The organism is Escherichia sp. F1 (assembly GCF_046764225.1).
GTDB lineage: Bacteria > Pseudomonadota > Gammaproteobacteria > Enterobacterales > Enterobacteriaceae > Escherichia > Escherichia coli.
This window is the reverse complement of the sequence record NZ_CP177202.1, coordinates 3,282,007-3,298,368: the sequence shown is the minus strand read 5'-3', so window position 1 is coordinate 3,298,368 and position 16,362 is coordinate 3,282,007. Positions and strand designations below refer to the sequence as shown.

General features: G+C 52.6%; 18 protein-coding genes and 1 riboswitch. Of the genes, 13 read left to right on the top strand and 5 right to left on the bottom strand.

What is annotated here, in order from left to right; genetic code table 11:
* Positions 1 to 68: 68 nt before the first annotated feature.
* From bioB to uvrB, 5 genes are all read left to right on the top strand, one after another.
* On the top strand, positions 69 to 1,109 hold the full coding sequence (gene bioB / locus ACK8NJ_RS16025; RefSeq protein WP_000951213.1) for a biotin synthase BioB: 1,041 nt from the start codon (positions 69 to 71) through the stop codon (positions 1,107 to 1,109).
* Positions 1,106 to 2,260, top strand: coding sequence for an 8-amino-7-oxononanoate synthase (bioF, locus tag ACK8NJ_RS16020; protein ID WP_112066372.1), 1,155 nt, complete (start codon positions 1,106 to 1,108; stop codon positions 2,258 to 2,260). The genes bioB and bioF overlap by 4 nt, the downstream gene beginning before the upstream one ends.
* On the top strand, positions 2,247 to 3,002 hold the full coding sequence (gene bioC, locus ACK8NJ_RS16015; RefSeq protein ID WP_411961793.1) for a malonyl-ACP O-methyltransferase BioC: 756 nt from the start codon (positions 2,247 to 2,249) through the stop codon (positions 3,000 to 3,002). The genes bioF and bioC overlap by 14 nt, the downstream gene beginning before the upstream one ends.
* Positions 2,995 to 3,672 (top strand): dethiobiotin synthase, encoded by a 678-nt coding sequence (gene bioD / locus ACK8NJ_RS16010; RefSeq protein ID WP_411961791.1) that lies wholly within the window; start codon positions 2,995 to 2,997, stop codon positions 3,670 to 3,672. Before bioC ends, bioD begins: the two co-directional genes overlap by 8 nt.
* A gap of 578 nt (positions 3,673 to 4,250) precedes the next feature.
* Positions 4,251 to 6,272 carry an excinuclease ABC subunit UvrB gene (uvrB, locus tag ACK8NJ_RS16005; RefSeq protein ID WP_000042533.1) on the top strand — a complete coding sequence of 674 codons (2,022 nt, stop codon included), beginning with the start codon at positions 4,251 to 4,253 and terminating at the stop codon, positions 6,270 to 6,272.
* A 37-nt stretch (positions 6,273 to 6,309) separates the two neighbouring features.
* Here the strand turns inward: uvrB and yvcK are convergent, their stop codons facing one another.
* Positions 6,310 to 7,218, bottom strand: a complete 909-nt coding sequence (gene yvcK, locus ACK8NJ_RS16000) for a uridine diphosphate-N-acetylglucosamine-binding protein YvcK (RefSeq protein WP_264106217.1) — start codon at positions 7,216 to 7,218, stop codon at positions 6,310 to 6,312.
* A gap of 264 nt (positions 7,219 to 7,482) precedes the next feature.
* Positions 7,483 to 7,627: riboswitch (molybdenum cofactor riboswitch) on the top strand.
* On the opposite strand from yvcK, the gene moaA reads away from it, so the two are divergent.
* The 7 genes from moaA (at position 7,615) to ACK8NJ_RS15965 (ending at position 11,753) form a co-directional block, all read left to right on the top strand.
* Positions 7,615 to 8,604 carry a GTP 3',8-cyclase MoaA gene (gene moaA, locus ACK8NJ_RS15995; RefSeq protein WP_054496068.1) on the top strand — a complete coding sequence of 330 codons (990 nt, stop codon included), beginning with the start codon at positions 7,615 to 7,617 and terminating at the stop codon, positions 8,602 to 8,604. (Overlaps the previous riboswitch by 13 nt.)
* 21 nt (positions 8,605 to 8,625) lie before the next feature.
* Complete coding sequence (moaB, locus tag ACK8NJ_RS15990; protein WP_000084639.1) at positions 8,626 to 9,138, top strand: molybdenum cofactor biosynthesis protein B; 513 nt, start codon at positions 8,626 to 8,628, stop codon at positions 9,136 to 9,138.
* Positions 9,139 to 9,140: 2 nt separating this feature from the next.
* Positions 9,141 to 9,626: a cyclic pyranopterin monophosphate synthase MoaC gene (gene moaC, locus ACK8NJ_RS15985; protein ID WP_000080885.1), complete on the top strand. Its 486-nt coding sequence runs from the start codon at positions 9,141 to 9,143 to the stop codon at positions 9,624 to 9,626.
* Positions 9,619 to 9,864, top strand: coding sequence for a molybdopterin synthase sulfur carrier subunit (gene moaD / locus ACK8NJ_RS15980; protein ID WP_000598613.1), 246 nt, complete (start codon positions 9,619 to 9,621; stop codon positions 9,862 to 9,864). The genes moaC and moaD overlap by 8 nt, the downstream gene beginning before the upstream one ends.
* A gap of 1 nt (position 9,865) precedes the next feature.
* The gene (gene moaE / locus ACK8NJ_RS15975) at positions 9,866 to 10,318 is read left to right on the top strand and encodes a molybdopterin synthase catalytic subunit MoaE (protein ID WP_411961790.1); all 453 of its coding nucleotides are present in this window, start codon (positions 9,866 to 9,868) and stop codon (positions 10,316 to 10,318) included.
* Between the two features lie 136 nt (positions 10,319 to 10,454).
* Entirely contained in the window at positions 10,455 to 11,159 is a 705-nt protein-coding gene (locus tag ACK8NJ_RS15970) for a Bax inhibitor-1/YccA family protein (RefSeq protein WP_000373624.1), read from the top strand.
* A 204-nt stretch (positions 11,160 to 11,363) separates the two neighbouring features.
* Positions 11,364 to 11,753 carry a hypothetical protein gene (locus ACK8NJ_RS15965; protein WP_000446922.1) on the top strand — a complete coding sequence of 130 codons (390 nt, stop codon included), beginning with the start codon at positions 11,364 to 11,366 and terminating at the stop codon, positions 11,751 to 11,753.
* Between the two features lie 35 nt (positions 11,754 to 11,788).
* Here ACK8NJ_RS15965 and ACK8NJ_RS15960 read toward each other — a convergent pair whose 3' ends face one another.
* The 3 genes from ACK8NJ_RS15960 to ACK8NJ_RS15950 are packed head-to-tail and all read right to left on the bottom strand — an operon-like array spanning position 11,789 to position 14,744.
* Positions 11,789 to 12,745 (bottom strand): lysylphosphatidylglycerol synthase domain-containing protein, encoded by a 957-nt coding sequence (locus tag ACK8NJ_RS15960; protein WP_000045450.1) that lies wholly within the window; start codon positions 12,743 to 12,745, stop codon positions 11,789 to 11,791.
* Entirely contained in the window at positions 12,745 to 13,986 is a 1,242-nt protein-coding gene (clsB, locus tag ACK8NJ_RS15955; RefSeq protein WP_411961789.1) for a cardiolipin synthase ClsB, read from the bottom strand. Before clsB ends, ACK8NJ_RS15960 begins: the two co-directional genes overlap by 1 nt.
* Complete coding sequence (locus ACK8NJ_RS15950) at positions 13,983 to 14,744, bottom strand: endonuclease/exonuclease/phosphatase family protein (protein ID WP_001113348.1); 762 nt, start codon at positions 14,742 to 14,744, stop codon at positions 13,983 to 13,985. The genes clsB and ACK8NJ_RS15950 overlap by 4 nt, the downstream gene beginning before the upstream one ends.
* Before the next feature lie 132 nt (positions 14,745 to 14,876).
* On the opposite strand from ACK8NJ_RS15950, the gene ACK8NJ_RS15945 reads away from it, so the two are divergent.
* Positions 14,877 to 15,287, top strand: coding sequence for a YbhQ family protein (locus ACK8NJ_RS15945; RefSeq protein ID WP_000871982.1), 411 nt, complete (start codon positions 14,877 to 14,879; stop codon positions 15,285 to 15,287).
* On the opposite strand, the gene ACK8NJ_RS15940 is transcribed toward ACK8NJ_RS15945, so the two are convergent.
* Positions 15,249 to 16,355, bottom strand: a complete 1,107-nt coding sequence (locus tag ACK8NJ_RS15940; RefSeq protein ID WP_000469031.1) for an ABC transporter permease — start codon at positions 16,353 to 16,355, stop codon at positions 15,249 to 15,251. The two genes, ACK8NJ_RS15945 and ACK8NJ_RS15940, sit on opposite strands and share 39 nt — an antisense overlap.
* Between the last annotated feature and the right edge of the window lie 7 nt (positions 16,356 to 16,362).

The window sequence follows — 16,362 nt, the reverse complement described above, 5'->3', positions numbered from 1 at the left end:
ATTGAAAAGATTTAGGTTTACGAGTCTACACCGAATTAACAACAAAAAACACGTTTTGGAGAAGCCCCATGGCTCACCGCCCACGCTGGACATTGTCGCAAGTCACAGAATTATTTGAAAAACCGTTGCTGGATCTGCTGTTTGAAGCGCAGCAGGTGCATCGTCAGCATTTCGATCCACGTCAGGTGCAGGTCAGCACTTTGCTGTCAATTAAGACCGGAGCTTGTCCGGAAGATTGCAAATACTGCCCGCAAAGCTCGCGCTACAAAACCGGGCTGGAAGCCGAGCGGTTGATGGAAGTTGAACAGGTGCTGGAGTCGGCGCGCAAAGCGAAAGCGGCAGGATCGACGCGCTTCTGCATGGGCGCGGCGTGGAAGAATCCCCACGAACGCGATATGCCCTACCTGGAACAAATGGTGCAGGGAGTAAAAGCGATGGGGCTGGAAGCGTGTATGACGCTGGGTACGTTGAGTGAATCTCAGGCGCAGCGCCTTGCGAACGCCGGGCTGGATTACTACAACCACAACCTCGACACCTCGCCGGAGTTTTACGGCAATATCATCACCACACGCACTTATCAGGAACGCCTTGATACGCTGGAAAAAGTGCGCGATGCCGGGATCAAAGTCTGCTCAGGTGGCATTGTGGGCTTAGGCGAAACGGTGAAAGATCGCGCCGGATTATTACTGCAACTGGCAAACCTGCCGACGCCGCCGGAAAGCGTGCCAATCAACATGCTGGTGAAGGTGAAAGGCACACCGCTGGCGGATAACGATGATGTCGATGCCTTTGATTTTATTCGCACCATTGCCGTAGCGCGGATCATGATGCCGACCTCATACGTGCGCCTTTCTGCCGGACGCGAGCAGATGAATGAACAGACTCAGGCGATGTGCTTTATGGCCGGGGCTAACTCAATTTTCTACGGTTGCAAACTGCTGACTACGCCGAATCCGGAAGAAGATAAAGACCTGCAACTGTTCCGCAAACTGGGGCTAAATCCGCAGCAAACTGCCGTGCTGGCAGGGGATAACGAACAACAGCAGCGTCTGGAGCAGGCACTGATGACCCCGGACACTGACGAATATTACAACGCGGCAGCACTATGAGCTGGCAGGAGAAAATCAACGCGGCGCTCGATGCGCGGCGTGCTGCCGATGCCCTGCGTCGCCGTTATCCGGTGGCGCAAGGGGCCGGACGCTGGCTGGTGGCGGACGAACGCCAGTATCTGAACTTTTCCAGTAACGATTATTTAGGTTTAAGCCATCATCCGCAAATTATCCGTGCCTGGAAGCAGAGTGCGGAGCAATTTGGCGTCGGTAGCGGCGGCTCCGGTCACGTCAGCGGTTATAGCGTGGCACATCAGGCGCTGGAAGAAGAACTGGCCGAGTGGCTGGGCTATTCGCGGGCACTGCTGTTTATCTCTGGTTTTGCCGCTAACCAGGCAGTTATTACCGCGATGACGGCGAAAGAGGACCGTATTGTTGCCGACCGGCTTAGCCATGCCTCATTGCTGGAAGCTGCCAGTTTAAGCCCGGCGCAGCTTCGCCGTTTTACCCATAACGATGTCACTCATCTGGCGCGACTGCTTGCTTCCCCCTGTCCGGGGCAGCAACTGGTGGTGACAGAAGGCGTGTTCAGCATGGACGGCGATAGTGCGCCACTGGCGGAAATCCAGCAGGTAACGCAACAGCACAATGGCTGGTTGATGGTTGATGATGCCCACGGCACGGGCGTTATCGGGGAGCAGGGGCGCGGCAGCTGCTGGCTGCAAAAGGTAAATCCAGAATTGCTGGTGGTGACTTTTGGCAAAGGATTTGGCGTCAGCGGGGCAGCGGTGCTTTGCTCCGATGCGGTGGCGGATTATCTACTGCAATTTGCCCGCCATCTTATTTACAGCACCAGTATGCCGCCCGCTCAGGCGCAGGCATTACGTGCGTCGCTGGCGGTCATTCGCAGTGATGAGGGTGATGCACGGCGCGAAAAACTGGCGGCACTCATTACGCGTTTTCGTGCCGGAGTACAGGATTTGCCGTTTACGCTTGCTGATTCATGCAGCGCCATCCAGCCATTGATCGTCGGTGATAACAGCCGTGCGTTACAACTGGCAGAAAAACTGCGCCAGCAAGGCTGCTGGGTCACGGCGATTCGCCCACCAACCGTACCTGCTGGTACTGCGCGACTGCGCTTAACACTAACCGCCGCGCATGAAATGCAGGATATCGACCGTCTGCTGGAGGTGCTGCATGGCAACGGTTAATAAACAAGCCATTGCAGCGGCATTTGGTCGGGCAGCCGCGCACTATGAGCAACATGCGGATCTACAGCGCCAGAGTGCTGACGTCTTACTGGCAATGCTTCCACAGCGTAAATACACCCACGTACTGGACGCGGGTTGTGGACCTGGCTGGATGAGCCGCCATTGGAGAGAGCGTCACGCGCAGGTGACGGCGTTAGATCTCTCGCCGCCAATGCTTGTTCAGGCACGCCATAAAGATGCCGCAGACCATTATCTGGCGGGAGATATCGAATCCCTGCCGTTAGCGACTGCAACGTTCGATCTTGCATGGAGCAATCTCGCGGTGCAGTGGTGCGGTAATTTATCCACGGCACTTCGCGAGCTGTATCGGGTGGTGCGCCCCGGAGGCGTGGTCGCGTTTACCACGCTGGTGCAGGGATCGCTCCCTGAATTACATCAGGCGTGGCAGGCGGTGGACGAGCGCCCGCATGCTAATCGCTTTTTACCGCCAGATGAAATCGAACAGTCGCTGAACGGCGTGCATTATCAACATCATATTCAGCCCATCACGCTGTGGTTTGATGATGCGCTCAGTGCCATGCGTTCGCTGAAAGGCATCGGTGCCACGCATCTTCATGAAGGGCGCGACCCGCGGATATTAACGCGTTCGCAGTTGCAGCGATTGCAACTGGCCTGGCCACAAAAACAGGGGCGATATCCTCTGACGTATCATCTTTTTTTGGGAGTGATTGCTCGTGAGTAAACGTTATTTTGTCACCGGAACGGATACCGAAGTGGGGAAAACTGTCGCCAGTTGTGCACTTTTACAAGCCGCGAAGGCAGCAGGTTATCGGACGGCAGGTTATAAACCGGTCGCCTCTGGCAGCGAAAAGACCCCGGAAGGCTTACGTAATAGTGACGCGCTGGCGTTACAGCGCAACAGCAGCCTGCAGCTGGATTACGCAACGGTAAATCCTTACACCTTCGCAGAACCCACTTCGCCGCACATCATCAGCGCACAAGAGGGCAGGCCGATAGAATCATTGGTAATGAGCGCCGGATTACGCGCGCTTGAACAACAGGCTGACTGGGTGTTAGTGGAAGGTGCTGGCGGCTGGTTTACGCCGCTTTCTGACACTTTCACTTTTGCAGATTGGGTAACACAGGAACAACTGCCGGTGATACTGGTAGTTGGTGTGAAACTCGGCTGTATTAATCACGCGATGTTGACGGCACAGGCAATACAACACGCCGGACTGACTCTGGCGGGTTGGGTGGCGAATGATGTCACGCCTCAGGGAAAACGTCACGCTGAATATATGACCACGCTCACCCGCATGATTCCCGCTCCGCTGGTGGGCGAAATTCCTTGGCTTGCAGAAAATCCAGAAAATGCGGCAACCGGAAAGTACATAAACCTTGCCTTGTTGTAGCCATCCTGTATTTGGTTAAATTGCGAGCGAGATCGCGTCTTCGATTGACTGCAATTTAACCAATTAAATTCTAAAATAATCACGAAAAAAATTTTACTTCCGCATCATGCGATGAATGTGGGAATTGCCCAGGCGGCGGGGGATAGGGGCTGCAGACAGTTATCCACTATTCCTGTGGATAACCATGTGTATTAGAGTTAGAAAACACGAGGCAAGCGAGAGAATACGCGGCTTGCACGCGAATTGGCGTTAAAGACGGCTCAAAGAAATATCTTTTATTTTTTAACTGGTTAGATAATTGCAATGGCAGTCACTGAAGAGGCATCTCTTGCCATAAAACTGTCATCACTCATCTTGACAAATGTTAAAAAAGCCGTTGCTTTGGGGATAACCCGGTAAGGCCGGAGTTTTATCTCGCCACAGAGTAAATTTTGCTCATGATTGACAGCGGAGTTTACGCTGTAACAGAAATATTATGGTGAGGAACTGTTTTTTTATCCAGTATAATTTGTTGGCATAATTAAGTACGACGAGTAAAATTACATACCTGCCCGCCCAACTCCTTCAGGTAGCGACTCATGAGTAAACCGTTCAAACTGAATTCCGCTTTTAAACCTTCTGGCGATCAGCCAGAGGCGATTCGACGTCTCGAAGAGGGGCTGGAAGATGGCCTGGCGCACCAGACGTTACTTGGCGTGACTGGCTCCGGGAAAACCTTCACCATTGCCAATGTCATTGCTGATCTTCAGCGCCCTACCATGGTACTTGCGCCAAACAAAACGCTGGCGGCCCAGTTGTATGGCGAAATGAAAGAGTTCTTCCCGGAAAACGCGGTGGAATATTTCGTCTCCTACTACGACTACTATCAGCCGGAAGCCTATGTACCGAGTTCCGACACCTTCATTGAGAAAGATGCCTCGGTTAACGAACATATTGAACAGATGCGTTTGTCCGCCACCAAAGCGATGCTGGAGCGGCGTGATGTGGTTGTAGTGGCCTCTGTTTCCGCGATTTATGGTCTGGGCGATCCTGATTTATATCTCAAGATGATGCTCCATCTCACGGTCGGCATGATTATCGATCAGCGCGCGATCCTGCGCCGACTGGCGGAGCTGCAATACGCTCGTAATGATCAGGCATTCCAGCGTGGTACTTTCCGCGTTCGTGGTGAGGTGATTGATATCTTCCCGGCAGAATCGGATGACATTGCACTTCGCGTGGAGCTGTTTGACGAGGAAGTGGAACGATTGTCGTTATTTGACCCGCTCACCGGGCAGATTGTTTCCACTATTCCACGTTTTACCATCTACCCGAAAACGCACTACGTCACGCCGCGCGAGCGCATCGTACAGGCGATGGAAGAGATCAAAGAAGAACTGGCCGCCAGACGCAAAGTGCTGTTGGAGAACAACAAGTTGCTTGAAGAGCAGCGGCTGACCCAGCGTACCCAGTTTGATCTGGAGATGATGAACGAGCTGGGCTACTGTTCCGGGATTGAGAACTACTCGCGCTTCCTCTCCGGTCGTGGACCGGGTGAGCCACCGCCGACGCTGTTTGATTACCTGCCTGCCGATGGGCTGCTGGTGGTCGATGAATCACACGTCACCATTCCGCAAATTGGCGGCATGTATCGCGGTGACCGGGCGCGTAAAGAGACGCTGGTGGAGTACGGCTTCCGCCTGCCATCAGCGCTGGATAACCGTCCGCTGAAGTTTGAAGAGTTCGAAGCATTAGCGCCGCAAACCATCTATGTTTCGGCGACGCCGGGTAATTACGAGCTGGAAAAATCGGGCGGCGATGTGGTGGATCAGGTGGTGCGTCCAACCGGATTGCTTGATCCGATTATCGAAGTGCGGCCAGTGGCGACACAGGTTGATGATCTTCTTTCGGAGATTCGTCAGCGAGCGGCAATTAACGAACGCGTACTGGTTACAACTCTGACCAAGCGAATGGCGGAAGATCTCACGGAATATCTCGAAGAACACGGCGAGCGCGTGCGTTATCTTCACTCCGATATCGACACCGTCGAGCGTATGGAGATTATCCGCGACTTGCGTCTGGGCGAGTTCGACGTGCTGGTGGGGATCAACTTACTGCGCGAAGGTCTGGATATGCCAGAAGTGTCGCTGGTGGCGATCCTCGACGCCGACAAAGAAGGCTTCCTGCGTTCTGAACGTTCGTTGATCCAGACTATTGGTCGTGCGGCGCGTAACGTTAACGGTAAAGCGATTCTCTACGGCGATAAGATCACCCCGTCAATGGCGAAAGCGATTGGCGAAACCGAACGTCGCCGCGAGAAACAGCAGAAGTACAACGAGGAACACGGTATTACGCCGCAGGGCTTGAACAAGAAAGTGGTCGATATCCTGGCGCTGGGGCAGAACATTGCCAAAACCAAAGCGAAGGGCAGAGGAAAATCGCGCCCAATTGTTGAGCCGGATAATGTGCCGATGGATATGTCGCCTAAAGCGTTACAGCAGAAGATCCATGAACTGGAAGGGTTGATGATGCAACACGCGCAGAATCTGGAGTTCGAAGAAGCGGCGCAAATTCGTGACCAGTTGCATCAGTTGCGTGAGCTGTTTATTGCCGCGTCGTGACAAGATGACGAAGCCGGAATATTCTTCCGGCTTCGTGTTAACCTAAAGCCTGTAATGCCTTTTCCAGCGCGCTATGCAACAACTGGCGGTCATGACGATACGGAATATCGCTGGCCTCCAGTACCTCCTGAATCACAATCCGCTCTTTCACCGCCGAGACATCCACTTTTGGCCCGACGATGACCGCATCAATGACCTTTTTACCGACATACTGCTCCATAATTGCCAGCTTGCTTTCCAGCTTCAAATTAGCCGCAGGTAAACTCAACTCACGCCCCAGATTGCCGATATAGACCATCGGCGCTGGCGTGCGGCGTAATGCCTGTGCGATTTCCTTCAGCAGCAGAATTGGCATCAGGCTGGTGTAAAAACTGCCAGGCCCAATAATGATGAGATCCGCTTCACTGATAGCGTGAACAGCCTCACGCGTTGCGGGTACATTCGGCGTTAACAGTAACTCCTGAATCGGCGTAGTTAACTGGTCGATATTGACCTCGCCGTAAACTTCATGCCCCTGAGCGTCAATCGCCATCAGATCCACCGGATGCTCCGACATCGGAATCAAATGTGCGTCCACTTTCAGCAGATTGCGAATCAGATTGATTGCTTCAAGAGGTCGCACGCTAAGGTGATCCAGTGCCTTCAGCATCAGGTTTCCAAGGTTGTGCCCGGAAAGTTCGCCATTACCGCCGAAACGATATTCAAACATTGCAGAAGCGACGCTGGGTTCAGTTATCAGCTGGTTGAGGCAGTTACGCATATCGCCCCAGGCAATACCGCCTTCTGAGCGGCGAATACGCCCCGTCGATCCGCCATTATCGGTGGTGGTGACGATACCCGTTAAACGAGAACCCAAAGACGAAAGTGATGAGAGAACGCGTCCCAGTCCATGCCCTCCGCCGAGAGCAACGACACGATCAAGGTCAGCCAGCGTACGATTGCGCATATAGTTTCCTGGAGTCAGATTATCCGCGCTACAGTAGCGCAAATTGCGGGGAAACAGCAATTAACCTGCCAATATTGAGGATACAAACTATTTTCTTCTACCTCTAAAGGACGATGTACGCTATGCCTTCCTGATGATGTATATCAAAGTAAAACCGCCATTTTCCCTTATTCTGTAGCGAAATAGCACGATCATGACGCTATATACATGATTACATAGCGAAAGTGTGGATGGTAAAAATCTCATTTACACGCTAGTATCGGCTTAACCACTAAACACTCTAGCCTCTGCACCTGGGTCAACTGATACGGTGCTTTGGCCGTGACAATGCTCGTAAAGATTGCCACCAGGGCGAAGGAAGAAATGACTTCGCCTCCCGTATCTGGAAAGGTGTACATGGCTTCACAACTGACTGATGCATTTGCGCGTAAGTTTTACTACTTGCGCCTGTCGATTACTGATGTGTGTAACTTTCGTTGCACCTACTGCCTGCCGGATGGCTACAAACCGAGCGGCGTCACCAATAAAGGCTTTCTTACCGTCGATGAAATTCGCCGGGTTACGCGCGCCTTTGCCAGTCTGGGCACCGAAAAAGTGCGCCTGACAGGCGGTGAGCCGTCTTTACGCCGCGACTTTACCGATATCATCGCCGCTGTGCGGGAAAACGACGCTATCCGCCAGATTGCGGTCACCACCAATGGTTACCGTCTGGAACGCGATGTGGCGAACTGGCGCGATGCGGGACTTACTGGCATCAACGTCAGCGTTGATAGCCTTGACGCTCGCCAGTTTCATGCCATTACCGGGCAGGATAAATTCAACCAGGTCATGGCAGGGATCGATGCTGCATTTGAGGCCGGTTTTGAGAAGGTCAAAGTCAATACCGTGCTGATGCGTGATGTTAATCATCATCAGCTCGACACCTTTCTGAACTGGATCCAGCATCGCCCTATCCAGCTGCGTTTCATCGAATTGATGGAAACGGGCGAGGGCAGCGAGCTCTTCCGTAAGCATCACATCTCTGGTCAGGTTCTGCGTGACGAGTTACTGCGTCGCGGCTGGATCCACCAATTACGTCAACGCAGCGACGGTCCCGCGCAAGTCTTTTGTCATCCGGATTACGCCGGAGAGATTGGCCTTATCATGCCGTATGAAAAAGACTTCTGCGCCACTTGCAACCGCCTGCGCGTTTCCTCCACTGGTAAACTCCATCTCTGCCTGTTTGGTGAAGGTGGCGTTAACCTGCGCGATCTGCTGGAAGACGATACCCAGCAACAGGCGCTGGAAGCGCGTATTTCAGCGGCGCTGCGGGAGAAGAAACAGACCCATTTCCTGCATCAAAACAACACCGGTATTACGCAAAACTTATCGTACATTGGCGGCTAAAACGTCAAAAGGAGAGATCAGATGAGTCAGGTAAGCACTGAATTTATCCCGACCCGTATTGCTATTCTTACGGTTTCTAATCGTCGCGGTGAAGAAGACGATACCTCCGGTCACTATCTGCGCGATTCGGCGCAAGAAGCGGGCCATCACGTTGTCGATAAAGCCATTGTGAAAGAAAACCGCTACGCTATTCGCGCTCAGGTATCTGCGTGGATCGCCAGCGACGATGTACAAGTGGTATTGATTACGGGGGGGACTGGCCTGACGGAAGGAGATCAGGCTCCCGAAGCGCTGCTGCCGTTGTTCGACCGTGAAGTTGAAGGTTTTGGTGAAGTGTTCCGGATGTTGTCGTTCGAAGAGATTGGCACTTCCACGTTGCAATCTCGTGCGGTAGCGGGCGTCGCTAACAAAACGCTGATTTTCGCCATGCCGGGTTCGACCAAAGCGTGCCGCACCGCGTGGGAAAATATCATCGCGCCGCAGCTGGATGCCCGTACGCGTCCGTGTAATTTCCATCCACATTTGAAGAAATAAGTATGTCGCAACTGACCCATATCAACGCCGCTGGCGAAGCGCACATGGTGGATGTCTCCGCCAAAGCGGAAACCGTGCGTGAAGCGCGCGCCGAAGCCTTTGTCACCATGCGCAGCGAGACGCTGGCGATGATTATTGATGGTCGCCACCACAAAGGCGACGTATTTGCCACTGCGCGTATTGCCGGTATTCAGGCGGCAAAACGCACCTGGGATCTGATCCCGCTCTGTCACCCGCTGATGCTCAGCAAAGTTGAAGTCAATTTACAGGCCGAGCCGGAGCACAATCGGGTACGTATAGAAACCTTATGCCGCCTGACCGGGAAAACCGGTGTCGAAATGGAAGCGTTAACCGCGGCCTCCGTGGCGGCGCTGACCATTTATGACATGTGCAAAGCGGTGCAAAAAGATATGGTAATTGGTCCGGTACGTTTGCTGGCGAAGAGTGGCGGCAAGTCGGGTGACTTTAAGGTGGAAGCGGATGATTAAAGTTCTTTTTTTCGCCCAGGTGCGCGAGTTGGTGGGAACAGATGCAACCGAAGTGGCTGCGGATTTCCCAACCGTTGAAGCGTTACGCCAACATCTGGCTGCGCAGAGCGATCGCTGGGCGTTGGCGCTGGAAGATGGCAAATTGCTGGCTGCCGTCAACCAGACGCTGGTGAGTTTTGACCATTCGCTGACTGACGGCGACGAAGTAGCTTTCTTCCCGCCGGTAACCGGAGGTTAAGATGGCAGAAACCAAAATTGTTGTCGGCCTGCAGCCGTTCAGTGTAGGTGAAGAGTACCCGTGGCTGGCTGAGTGTGACGAAGACGGTGCGGTAGTCACCTTTACCGGTAAGGTGCGCAACCATAACCTTGGTGACAGCGTCAAAGCATTAACCCTCGAACACTATCCGGGGATGACTGAAAAAGCACTGGCAGAAATTGTCGATGAAGCGCGTAACCGCTGGCCGCTGGGGCGCGTCACAGTGATTCACCGCATCGGGGAATTATGGCCGGGAGATGAAATCGTTTTTGTCGGTGTCACCAGTGCGCATCGCAGCAGTGCGTTTGAAGCCGGGCAGTTTATTATGGATTATCTCAAAACCCGCGCACCGTTCTGGAAGCGTGAAGCCACGCCGGAAGGCGACCGCTGGGTTGAAGCTCGGGAGAGCGATCAGCAGGCGGCAAAACGCTGGTAGTTTTTTGTTAGCCGGATAAGGCACCGCTGCGTCCGGCAATTTCACCGCTCAGTACATGCGTTTACGCTGCGTCAATGCACAGCCTCATCATTTTGCAGTATCCTTAAGATATTCCTTATATCTTCAGGAGATCGTCATGGACAGATTCCCACGTTCTGATTCAATTGTACAACCCCGGGCTGGCTTGCAAACTTATATGGCGCAAGTCTATGGCTGGATGACCGTTGGCTTGTTGCTGACCGCATTTGTTGCCTGGTATGCGGCTAATTCCGCGGCCGTGATGGAGCTGTTGTTCACTAACCGTGTCTTTTTAATCGGTCTGATCATCGCGCAATTAGCATTGGTTATTGTGTTATCAGCGATGATTCAAAAGCTGAGCGCAGGTGTAACGACGATGCTCTTTATGCTTTATTCGGCGCTGACGGGTCTTACGCTTTCCAGTATTTTCATTGTCTATACCGCTGCTTCTATCGCCAGTACTTTCGTCGTTACTGCCGGGATGTTTGGCGCAATGAGCCTGTACGGTTACACCACGAAGCGCGATCTAAGCGGCTTTGGCAATATGCTGTTTATGGCGTTAATCGGCATTGTGCTGGCATCGCTGGTCAACTTCTGGCTGAAAAGCGAAGCATTGATGTGGGCAGTTACCTACATCGGCGTGATTGTCTTTGTCGGATTGACGGCGTATGACACTCAGAAATTGAAAAATATGGGTGAGCAGATTGATACCCGCGACACGTCGAACCTGCGCAAATATTCCATTCTTGGCGCGTTAACCTTGTATCTGGACTTCATCAACTTGTTCCTGATGTTGTTGCGGATCTTCGGCAACCGCCGTTAATTCTTTTTCACCATCAATATCCCGGCCATGTGTCGGGATTTTTTTCTTACTAAAAACGACACTTAACAAGTACCAGGTATAAAATACGCCTTATGGCCGAGTGGAAGTGTTTTCCGTATCCATAAATACAAAAGTATTTTGTATGCGTGGTTTTAAATTTATTGATGGTGAATATTAATATTTTTTCTAAGGACAACTAAAAGAATGGAATCATACTCGCAAAACAGCAATAAATTAGATTTTCAGCACGAGGCCAGGATATTAAACGGTATATGGCTCATTACCGCTTTGGGTATGGTGGCAACCGCAGAGCTGGCCCTGGTGATCATCATGGATGCCGCATTAATGAGTGAACGACCCGTTTGGGTAATAAGTTGCTTAATGATTGTGTTATGGTCAGGCATTATCTCGCATGGACGAAATAAGCTCCTTGAACTGGCAGGAAAATGCCATAGCGAAGAGTTGTGGAGTCCGGTTCGTTGCGCTTTTACAGGTGCATTAACACTCTATTACTATTTTATCGGCTTCTTTGGGATACTTGCCGCGATAGCTATAACGCTTGTCTGGCAAAGGCATACGCGTTTTTTTCATTAGTCGTAAATGCACATACTAAAGAACTTAACTAAACTTCACATCGCCGCTTCATTTTTCGCTCGTAGCTTCTTCGCCTGGCTTTCCAGTAGCAGGTAACAGATCAGCGCCAGCAGCAGTGGGATAAAGTAATACAGCACACGGTAAGCGAGTAGGGCGGCGATAATTGTGCCCTTGGATGTATGCTCCCCAGCCAGTAGTGCGATAAACACCGCTTCCAGCACACCAATCCCCGCCGGAATATGCACGATGACGCCAGCAATACTACTAACCAGCAACACGCCCAGTACAAAGAAATAGTTCACGCTTTGACCAAGTAACAGCCAGATAATCGCCCCCATTACCATCCAGTTAACGCTGGAAATCAGCATCTGGGCGAGGGCAAATTTCCATGAAGGCAGCACCAGTTTTTGTCCTTTGATGGTCATATGGCGGTGCTTCGCGAAAGCGCAAAACCACAAATAAACCGCGATAATCATCAGTAAGCCAATGCCGAGAATGCGCAGCGTGGTTTGATCGACATACCAGTGATCCGGCAACTCCACCACGCCTGCGGTAAAGATAATCCCTGCCAGTAAAATATAGCCCAGCCAGTTGGTGGTAATACTCAGCGAGAAAATCCGCGTGATAGTGCTGCCCGGTAACCCTAGCCGGGAGTACAAGCGATAGCGCATACCAATGCCGCCGACCCAGGTACTGAGCGTCAGGTTGAAGGCGTAGCAGATAAACGACACCAGCATCACCTGGCGCTTCGCCAGTTTGTGACCGCAGTAAAAGCGGGCGAGCAGGTCATAGCAGCCGTAAATCAGATAACTGACGACCACCAGCCCGACCGCACTGAGCAACGCAACGCGATTGTAGTCGCGGATGACCTTCCAGACCTCTTCCCAGTCCACCTTTTTGGCGTAGACCACCAGCAACACTATCACCGCGATAAAAAACAGCCAGGTGAGGATCTTCTTTGCTAAGCGCCAGCGTGGGTGTGATTTACTCATCAGGGTTTTACCCCCGTGTTTTCAGTTTCTACCCGATCCTGCGTTTCCATTGTCGGCTGAGCGGGCGGGTCAACCTGCGCCAGACGTGGCGTGTGTGCCGGAAGCCAGCCAACCAGCGCCGGGAAGTGGCGTAAAAAGTGGAACGCCAGCACGCTTTTAGTCAGGTTCCACCAGGTGCGTTTGGGCAGCATGGTTTCATCCACCTGCTGACAATCTGCGGCGATGATCCCGTTCAGATTATCGCGCAGCGTCTGGTTAAAATGACGATCGTGGATGATGACATTTGCTTCGAGATTCAGTGACAAACTGAGCGGATCGAGATTACTGGACCCTACTGTCGCCCAGTGATCGTCCATCAATGCCACTTTGCCATGTAGCGGACGGCGGCGGTACTCAAACACCTGAACGCCGCCTTTAACCAGATAGTTATACAGCAAGCGCGCGCCGACTCTGACAATCGGCATATCCGGTTCGCCCTGAATGATCAGTTTGATCCGCACTCCGCGCCGTGCCGCTTTACGCAAGGCGTGCAAAAATCGATAGCCGGGGAAGAAGTAGGCGTTGGCGATAATCACTTCCCGCCGCGCCTGAGTGAGCATTTTCAGATAGTGGCGTTCGATATCATCGCGATGTTCTTCGTTATCGCGCCAGACCAGCAATACCTGCGCTTCTCCCGGCTGGCGGTTCTCTTCCGCTTTGTGATGACGTCGCCACCAGCGTCGTGCCGCGCTCTGTCCTGGCAGGTTTTCCAGTTCAAATTGCAGAATATCTTCGACAATCGGCCCTTCAAGGCGCACCGCGTAATCCTGTTTAGCCTCTGGACCGTAGCTGGACATATGCTCGGCGGAGTAATTCAGCCCGCCAATAAAGGCGATATGCGCGTCGATCACCACAATTTTGCGATGCATCCGGCGAAACACATTGGTGCGCATACCAAAAAGGCGAGGACGGGGATCGTAGTAGCGAAATACCACGCCAGCTGCCGTCAATTCATTGACAAACTCATCGCTGAGATCCGGCGAACCGTAGCCATCCAGCAAGACTTCCGCTTTCACCCCGCGTTGCGCTGCTGTCAGTAGCGCCGCATGCAGCTGTTTGCCGACGTCATCCTCAAACCAGATAAACGTTTCAAGAATGATGCGTTCTTGCGCCTCGCCAATCGCCTTAAACACCGCGGGATAATATTGCTCGCCGTTTTCCAGCAACAGGATCTTATTGCCTTCGCGCCAGCTACATTTCATAAATGAATCTCCGCACTTAAAGGGGCATGATCAGAAAGGTGTCGCCATGTCCGCAGCGGCAACGCGGTTGGCGCGCTGGCGCTGGCATTTTTGACGTAGATCCTGTCCAGTCGTAGTAGAGGAAATTGCACCGGAAACGTGCGCGCCGGGCGTCCGTGGGCGCGGGTAAAAATCTCATCCAGTCCGGCCTGCACTTTTAACGGATGATTAGCTTTTTGCCGCCAGTCGTTGAAATCACCCGCCACCAATACCGGTTCGCCGTCCGGCAGCTCATTCACCCATTCGGCGAGCATCGCAAGCTGCGCCTGACGGTGCGCCTCACGCAGGCCCAGATGTACGCACATCACATGAATCGCTTTCCCGGTCATCGGCGGCACAATGCGGCAGTAGAGCACGCCGCGCTTTTCCGCACCATCGACCGAAACATCACGATTCTCATAATGTTCAATGGGATAACGTGAAAGAACGGCGTTACCGTGATGTCCTTCCGGGTATACGGCATTGCGACCGTAGGCGAAATCGCTCCACATGGTGTCGGCGAGAAACTCGTAGTGCGAGGTATCGGGCCAGTTTTCCACATGCAGCGGATGAACTTCGTGCGCGCCCATCACTTCCTGCAGGCAAACAATATCGGCGCTGACGGTACGCACGGCGTCGCGAAGTTCCGGCAAAATGAAGCGTCGGTTAAACGCGGTAAAGCCTTTGTGAATATTGATGGTGAGCACCTTGAACGAAAATTGTTGTGTTTGATCGGGCATAATTTTCCTGTCTTTGCCTCTTATCTCATTGAAATAGTGTAGTCGGCGTCACAAAAAGGTGCGGTCTTACGGAATTTTCCGTAAAGTTCGGTACTCTGAGTAAGTAGAGATAAATTCTTCAGGAGAGAAGCCATGAAGTGGCAACAACGTGTTCGTGTCGCAACGGGTCTAAGTTGCTGGCAGATTATGTTGCATTTACTGGTAGTGGCGCTGCTGGTGGTGGGCTGGATGAGTAAGACTCTGGTTCACGTCGGCGTGGGATTATGCGCACTGTATTGTGTCACGGTAGTGATGATGCTGGTGTTTCAGCGCCACCCCGAGCAACGCTGGCGTGAGGTGGCAGACGTGCTGGAAGAGCTGACCACGACCTGGTATTTTGGCGCAGCGCTGATTGTGCTGTGGCTGTTGTCCCGTGTACTGGAAAACAACTTTTTGCTGGCAATTGCAGGGCTGGCAATCCTTGCCGGCCCGGCGGTAGTGTCTTTGCTGGCGAAAGATAAGAAGTTACATCACCTTACGTCTAAACATCGCGTACGCCGCTGACCCTGTCGTGGCCGTTATCACCAGTAGCGGCCACAAACTATTCCACACAATATCCAGACTCGCATCCTTCAAATAAATCTGCTTGGTAATGTCCGTAAAGTGGCGAATAGGGTTAATCCACGTCAGGTTTTGCAGCCATACTGGCATGTTTTCCACCGGAGAAACGTAACCGGAAAGGAGAATGGCGGGCATCATAAAAACAAACACGCCGATAAACGCCTGTTGTTGTGTTGAACAGAGTGATGAAATCAACAGACCGAATCCCACCAGCGATAAACCGTAAATCACCATCGTAAAGTAGAACAGCGCCAGCGATCCGGCGAAGGGGATTTGATACGCCCAGATACCAATCGCCAGCACAATGGTGGCCTGGAAGGTGGCGACAATTAATGCCGGTACGGCCTTGCCGATGAAGATCTGCCAGGTGGTGAGCGGCGAAACCAGTAGCTGATCGAGCGTACCTTGTTCACGTTCGCGGGCAACAGAAAGTGAAGTGACGATCATTACGCCGATAGTGGTGATCATGGCGATCAGCGACGGCACCACAAACCATTTGTAGTCGAGATTCGGGTTATACCAGTTGCGTACCACCAGCTCGCTGTTGTTAGGTTTCGGTTTTCCTTCCAGCAGCTCCTGCTGATAATTTTTGACGATCTGTTGCAGGTAGTTGGCGGCAATTTGCGCACTGTTGGAGTTACGCCCGTCGAGGATCAACTGCAACGGCGCGGTCTGGAAGGTATCCAGTTTGCGCGAGAAGTCAGCCGGGAAACGCACCAGGAGTAACGCCTTTTGTGTGTCGATGGTTGGGCGGATCTCCTGTGGGCTTTTCAGTAGCAGCACATGGGTAAAGGCGCTGGCGCGGGCAAAACGTTGGGTCAGCTCCACCGAATGCTCGCCGTTATCTTCATCGTAGATGGCGATGGTGGCGTTAGTCACTTCCAGCGTGGCGGCGAACGGGAACAGGATCACCTGAATCAGCACGGGTAAAATAAGAATCGCACGGGTTTGCGGTTCGCGCAGCAGCGACTGCAACTCTTTGCGGATTAACGTCCATAAGCGATGAAACATGCTCTTC

Bases quoted from the DNA above. Each gene is read 5' to 3' on its own strand.
- bioB (WP_000951213.1), top strand. From the start codon at position 69: ATGGCTCACCGCCCACGCTGGACATTGTCGCAAGTCACAGAATTATTT.
- bioF (WP_112066372.1), top strand. From the start codon at position 1,106: ATGAGCTGGCAGGAGAAAATCAACGCGGCGCTCGATGCGCGGCGTGCT.
- bioC (WP_411961793.1), top strand. From the start codon at position 2,247: ATGGCAACGGTTAATAAACAAGCCATTGCAGCGGCATTTGGTCGGGCA.
- uvrB (WP_000042533.1), top strand. From the start codon at position 4,251: ATGAGTAAACCGTTCAAACTGAATTCCGCTTTTAAACCTTCTGGCGAT.
- yvcK (WP_264106217.1), bottom strand. From the start codon at position 7,218: ATGCGCAATCGTACGCTGGCTGACCTTGATCGTGTCGTTGCTCTCGGC.
- moaA (WP_054496068.1), top strand. From the start codon at position 7,615: ATGGCTTCACAACTGACTGATGCATTTGCGCGTAAGTTTTACTACTTG.
- moaB (WP_000084639.1), top strand. From the start codon at position 8,626: ATGAGTCAGGTAAGCACTGAATTTATCCCGACCCGTATTGCTATTCTT.
- moaC (WP_000080885.1), top strand. From the start codon at position 9,141: ATGTCGCAACTGACCCATATCAACGCCGCTGGCGAAGCGCACATGGTG.
- moaD (WP_000598613.1), top strand. From the start codon at position 9,619: ATGATTAAAGTTCTTTTTTTCGCCCAGGTGCGCGAGTTGGTGGGAACA.
- moaE (WP_411961790.1), top strand. From the start codon at position 9,866: ATGGCAGAAACCAAAATTGTTGTCGGCCTGCAGCCGTTCAGTGTAGGT.
- ACK8NJ_RS15970 (WP_000373624.1), top strand. From the start codon at position 10,455: ATGGACAGATTCCCACGTTCTGATTCAATTGTACAACCCCGGGCTGGC.
- ACK8NJ_RS15965 (WP_000446922.1), top strand. From the start codon at position 11,364: ATGGAATCATACTCGCAAAACAGCAATAAATTAGATTTTCAGCACGAG.
- ACK8NJ_RS15960 (WP_000045450.1), bottom strand. From the start codon at position 12,745: ATGAGTAAATCACACCCACGCTGGCGCTTAGCAAAGAAGATCCTCACC.
- clsB (WP_411961789.1), bottom strand. From the start codon at position 13,986: ATGAAATGTAGCTGGCGCGAAGGCAATAAGATCCTGTTGCTGGAAAAC.
- ACK8NJ_RS15950 (WP_001113348.1), bottom strand. From the start codon at position 14,744: ATGCCCGATCAAACACAACAATTTTCGTTCAAGGTGCTCACCATCAAT.
- ACK8NJ_RS15945 (WP_000871982.1), top strand. From the start codon at position 14,877: ATGAAGTGGCAACAACGTGTTCGTGTCGCAACGGGTCTAAGTTGCTGG.
- ACK8NJ_RS15940 (WP_000469031.1), bottom strand. From the start codon at position 16,355: ATGTTTCATCGCTTATGGACGTTAATCCGCAAAGAGTTGCAGTCGCTG.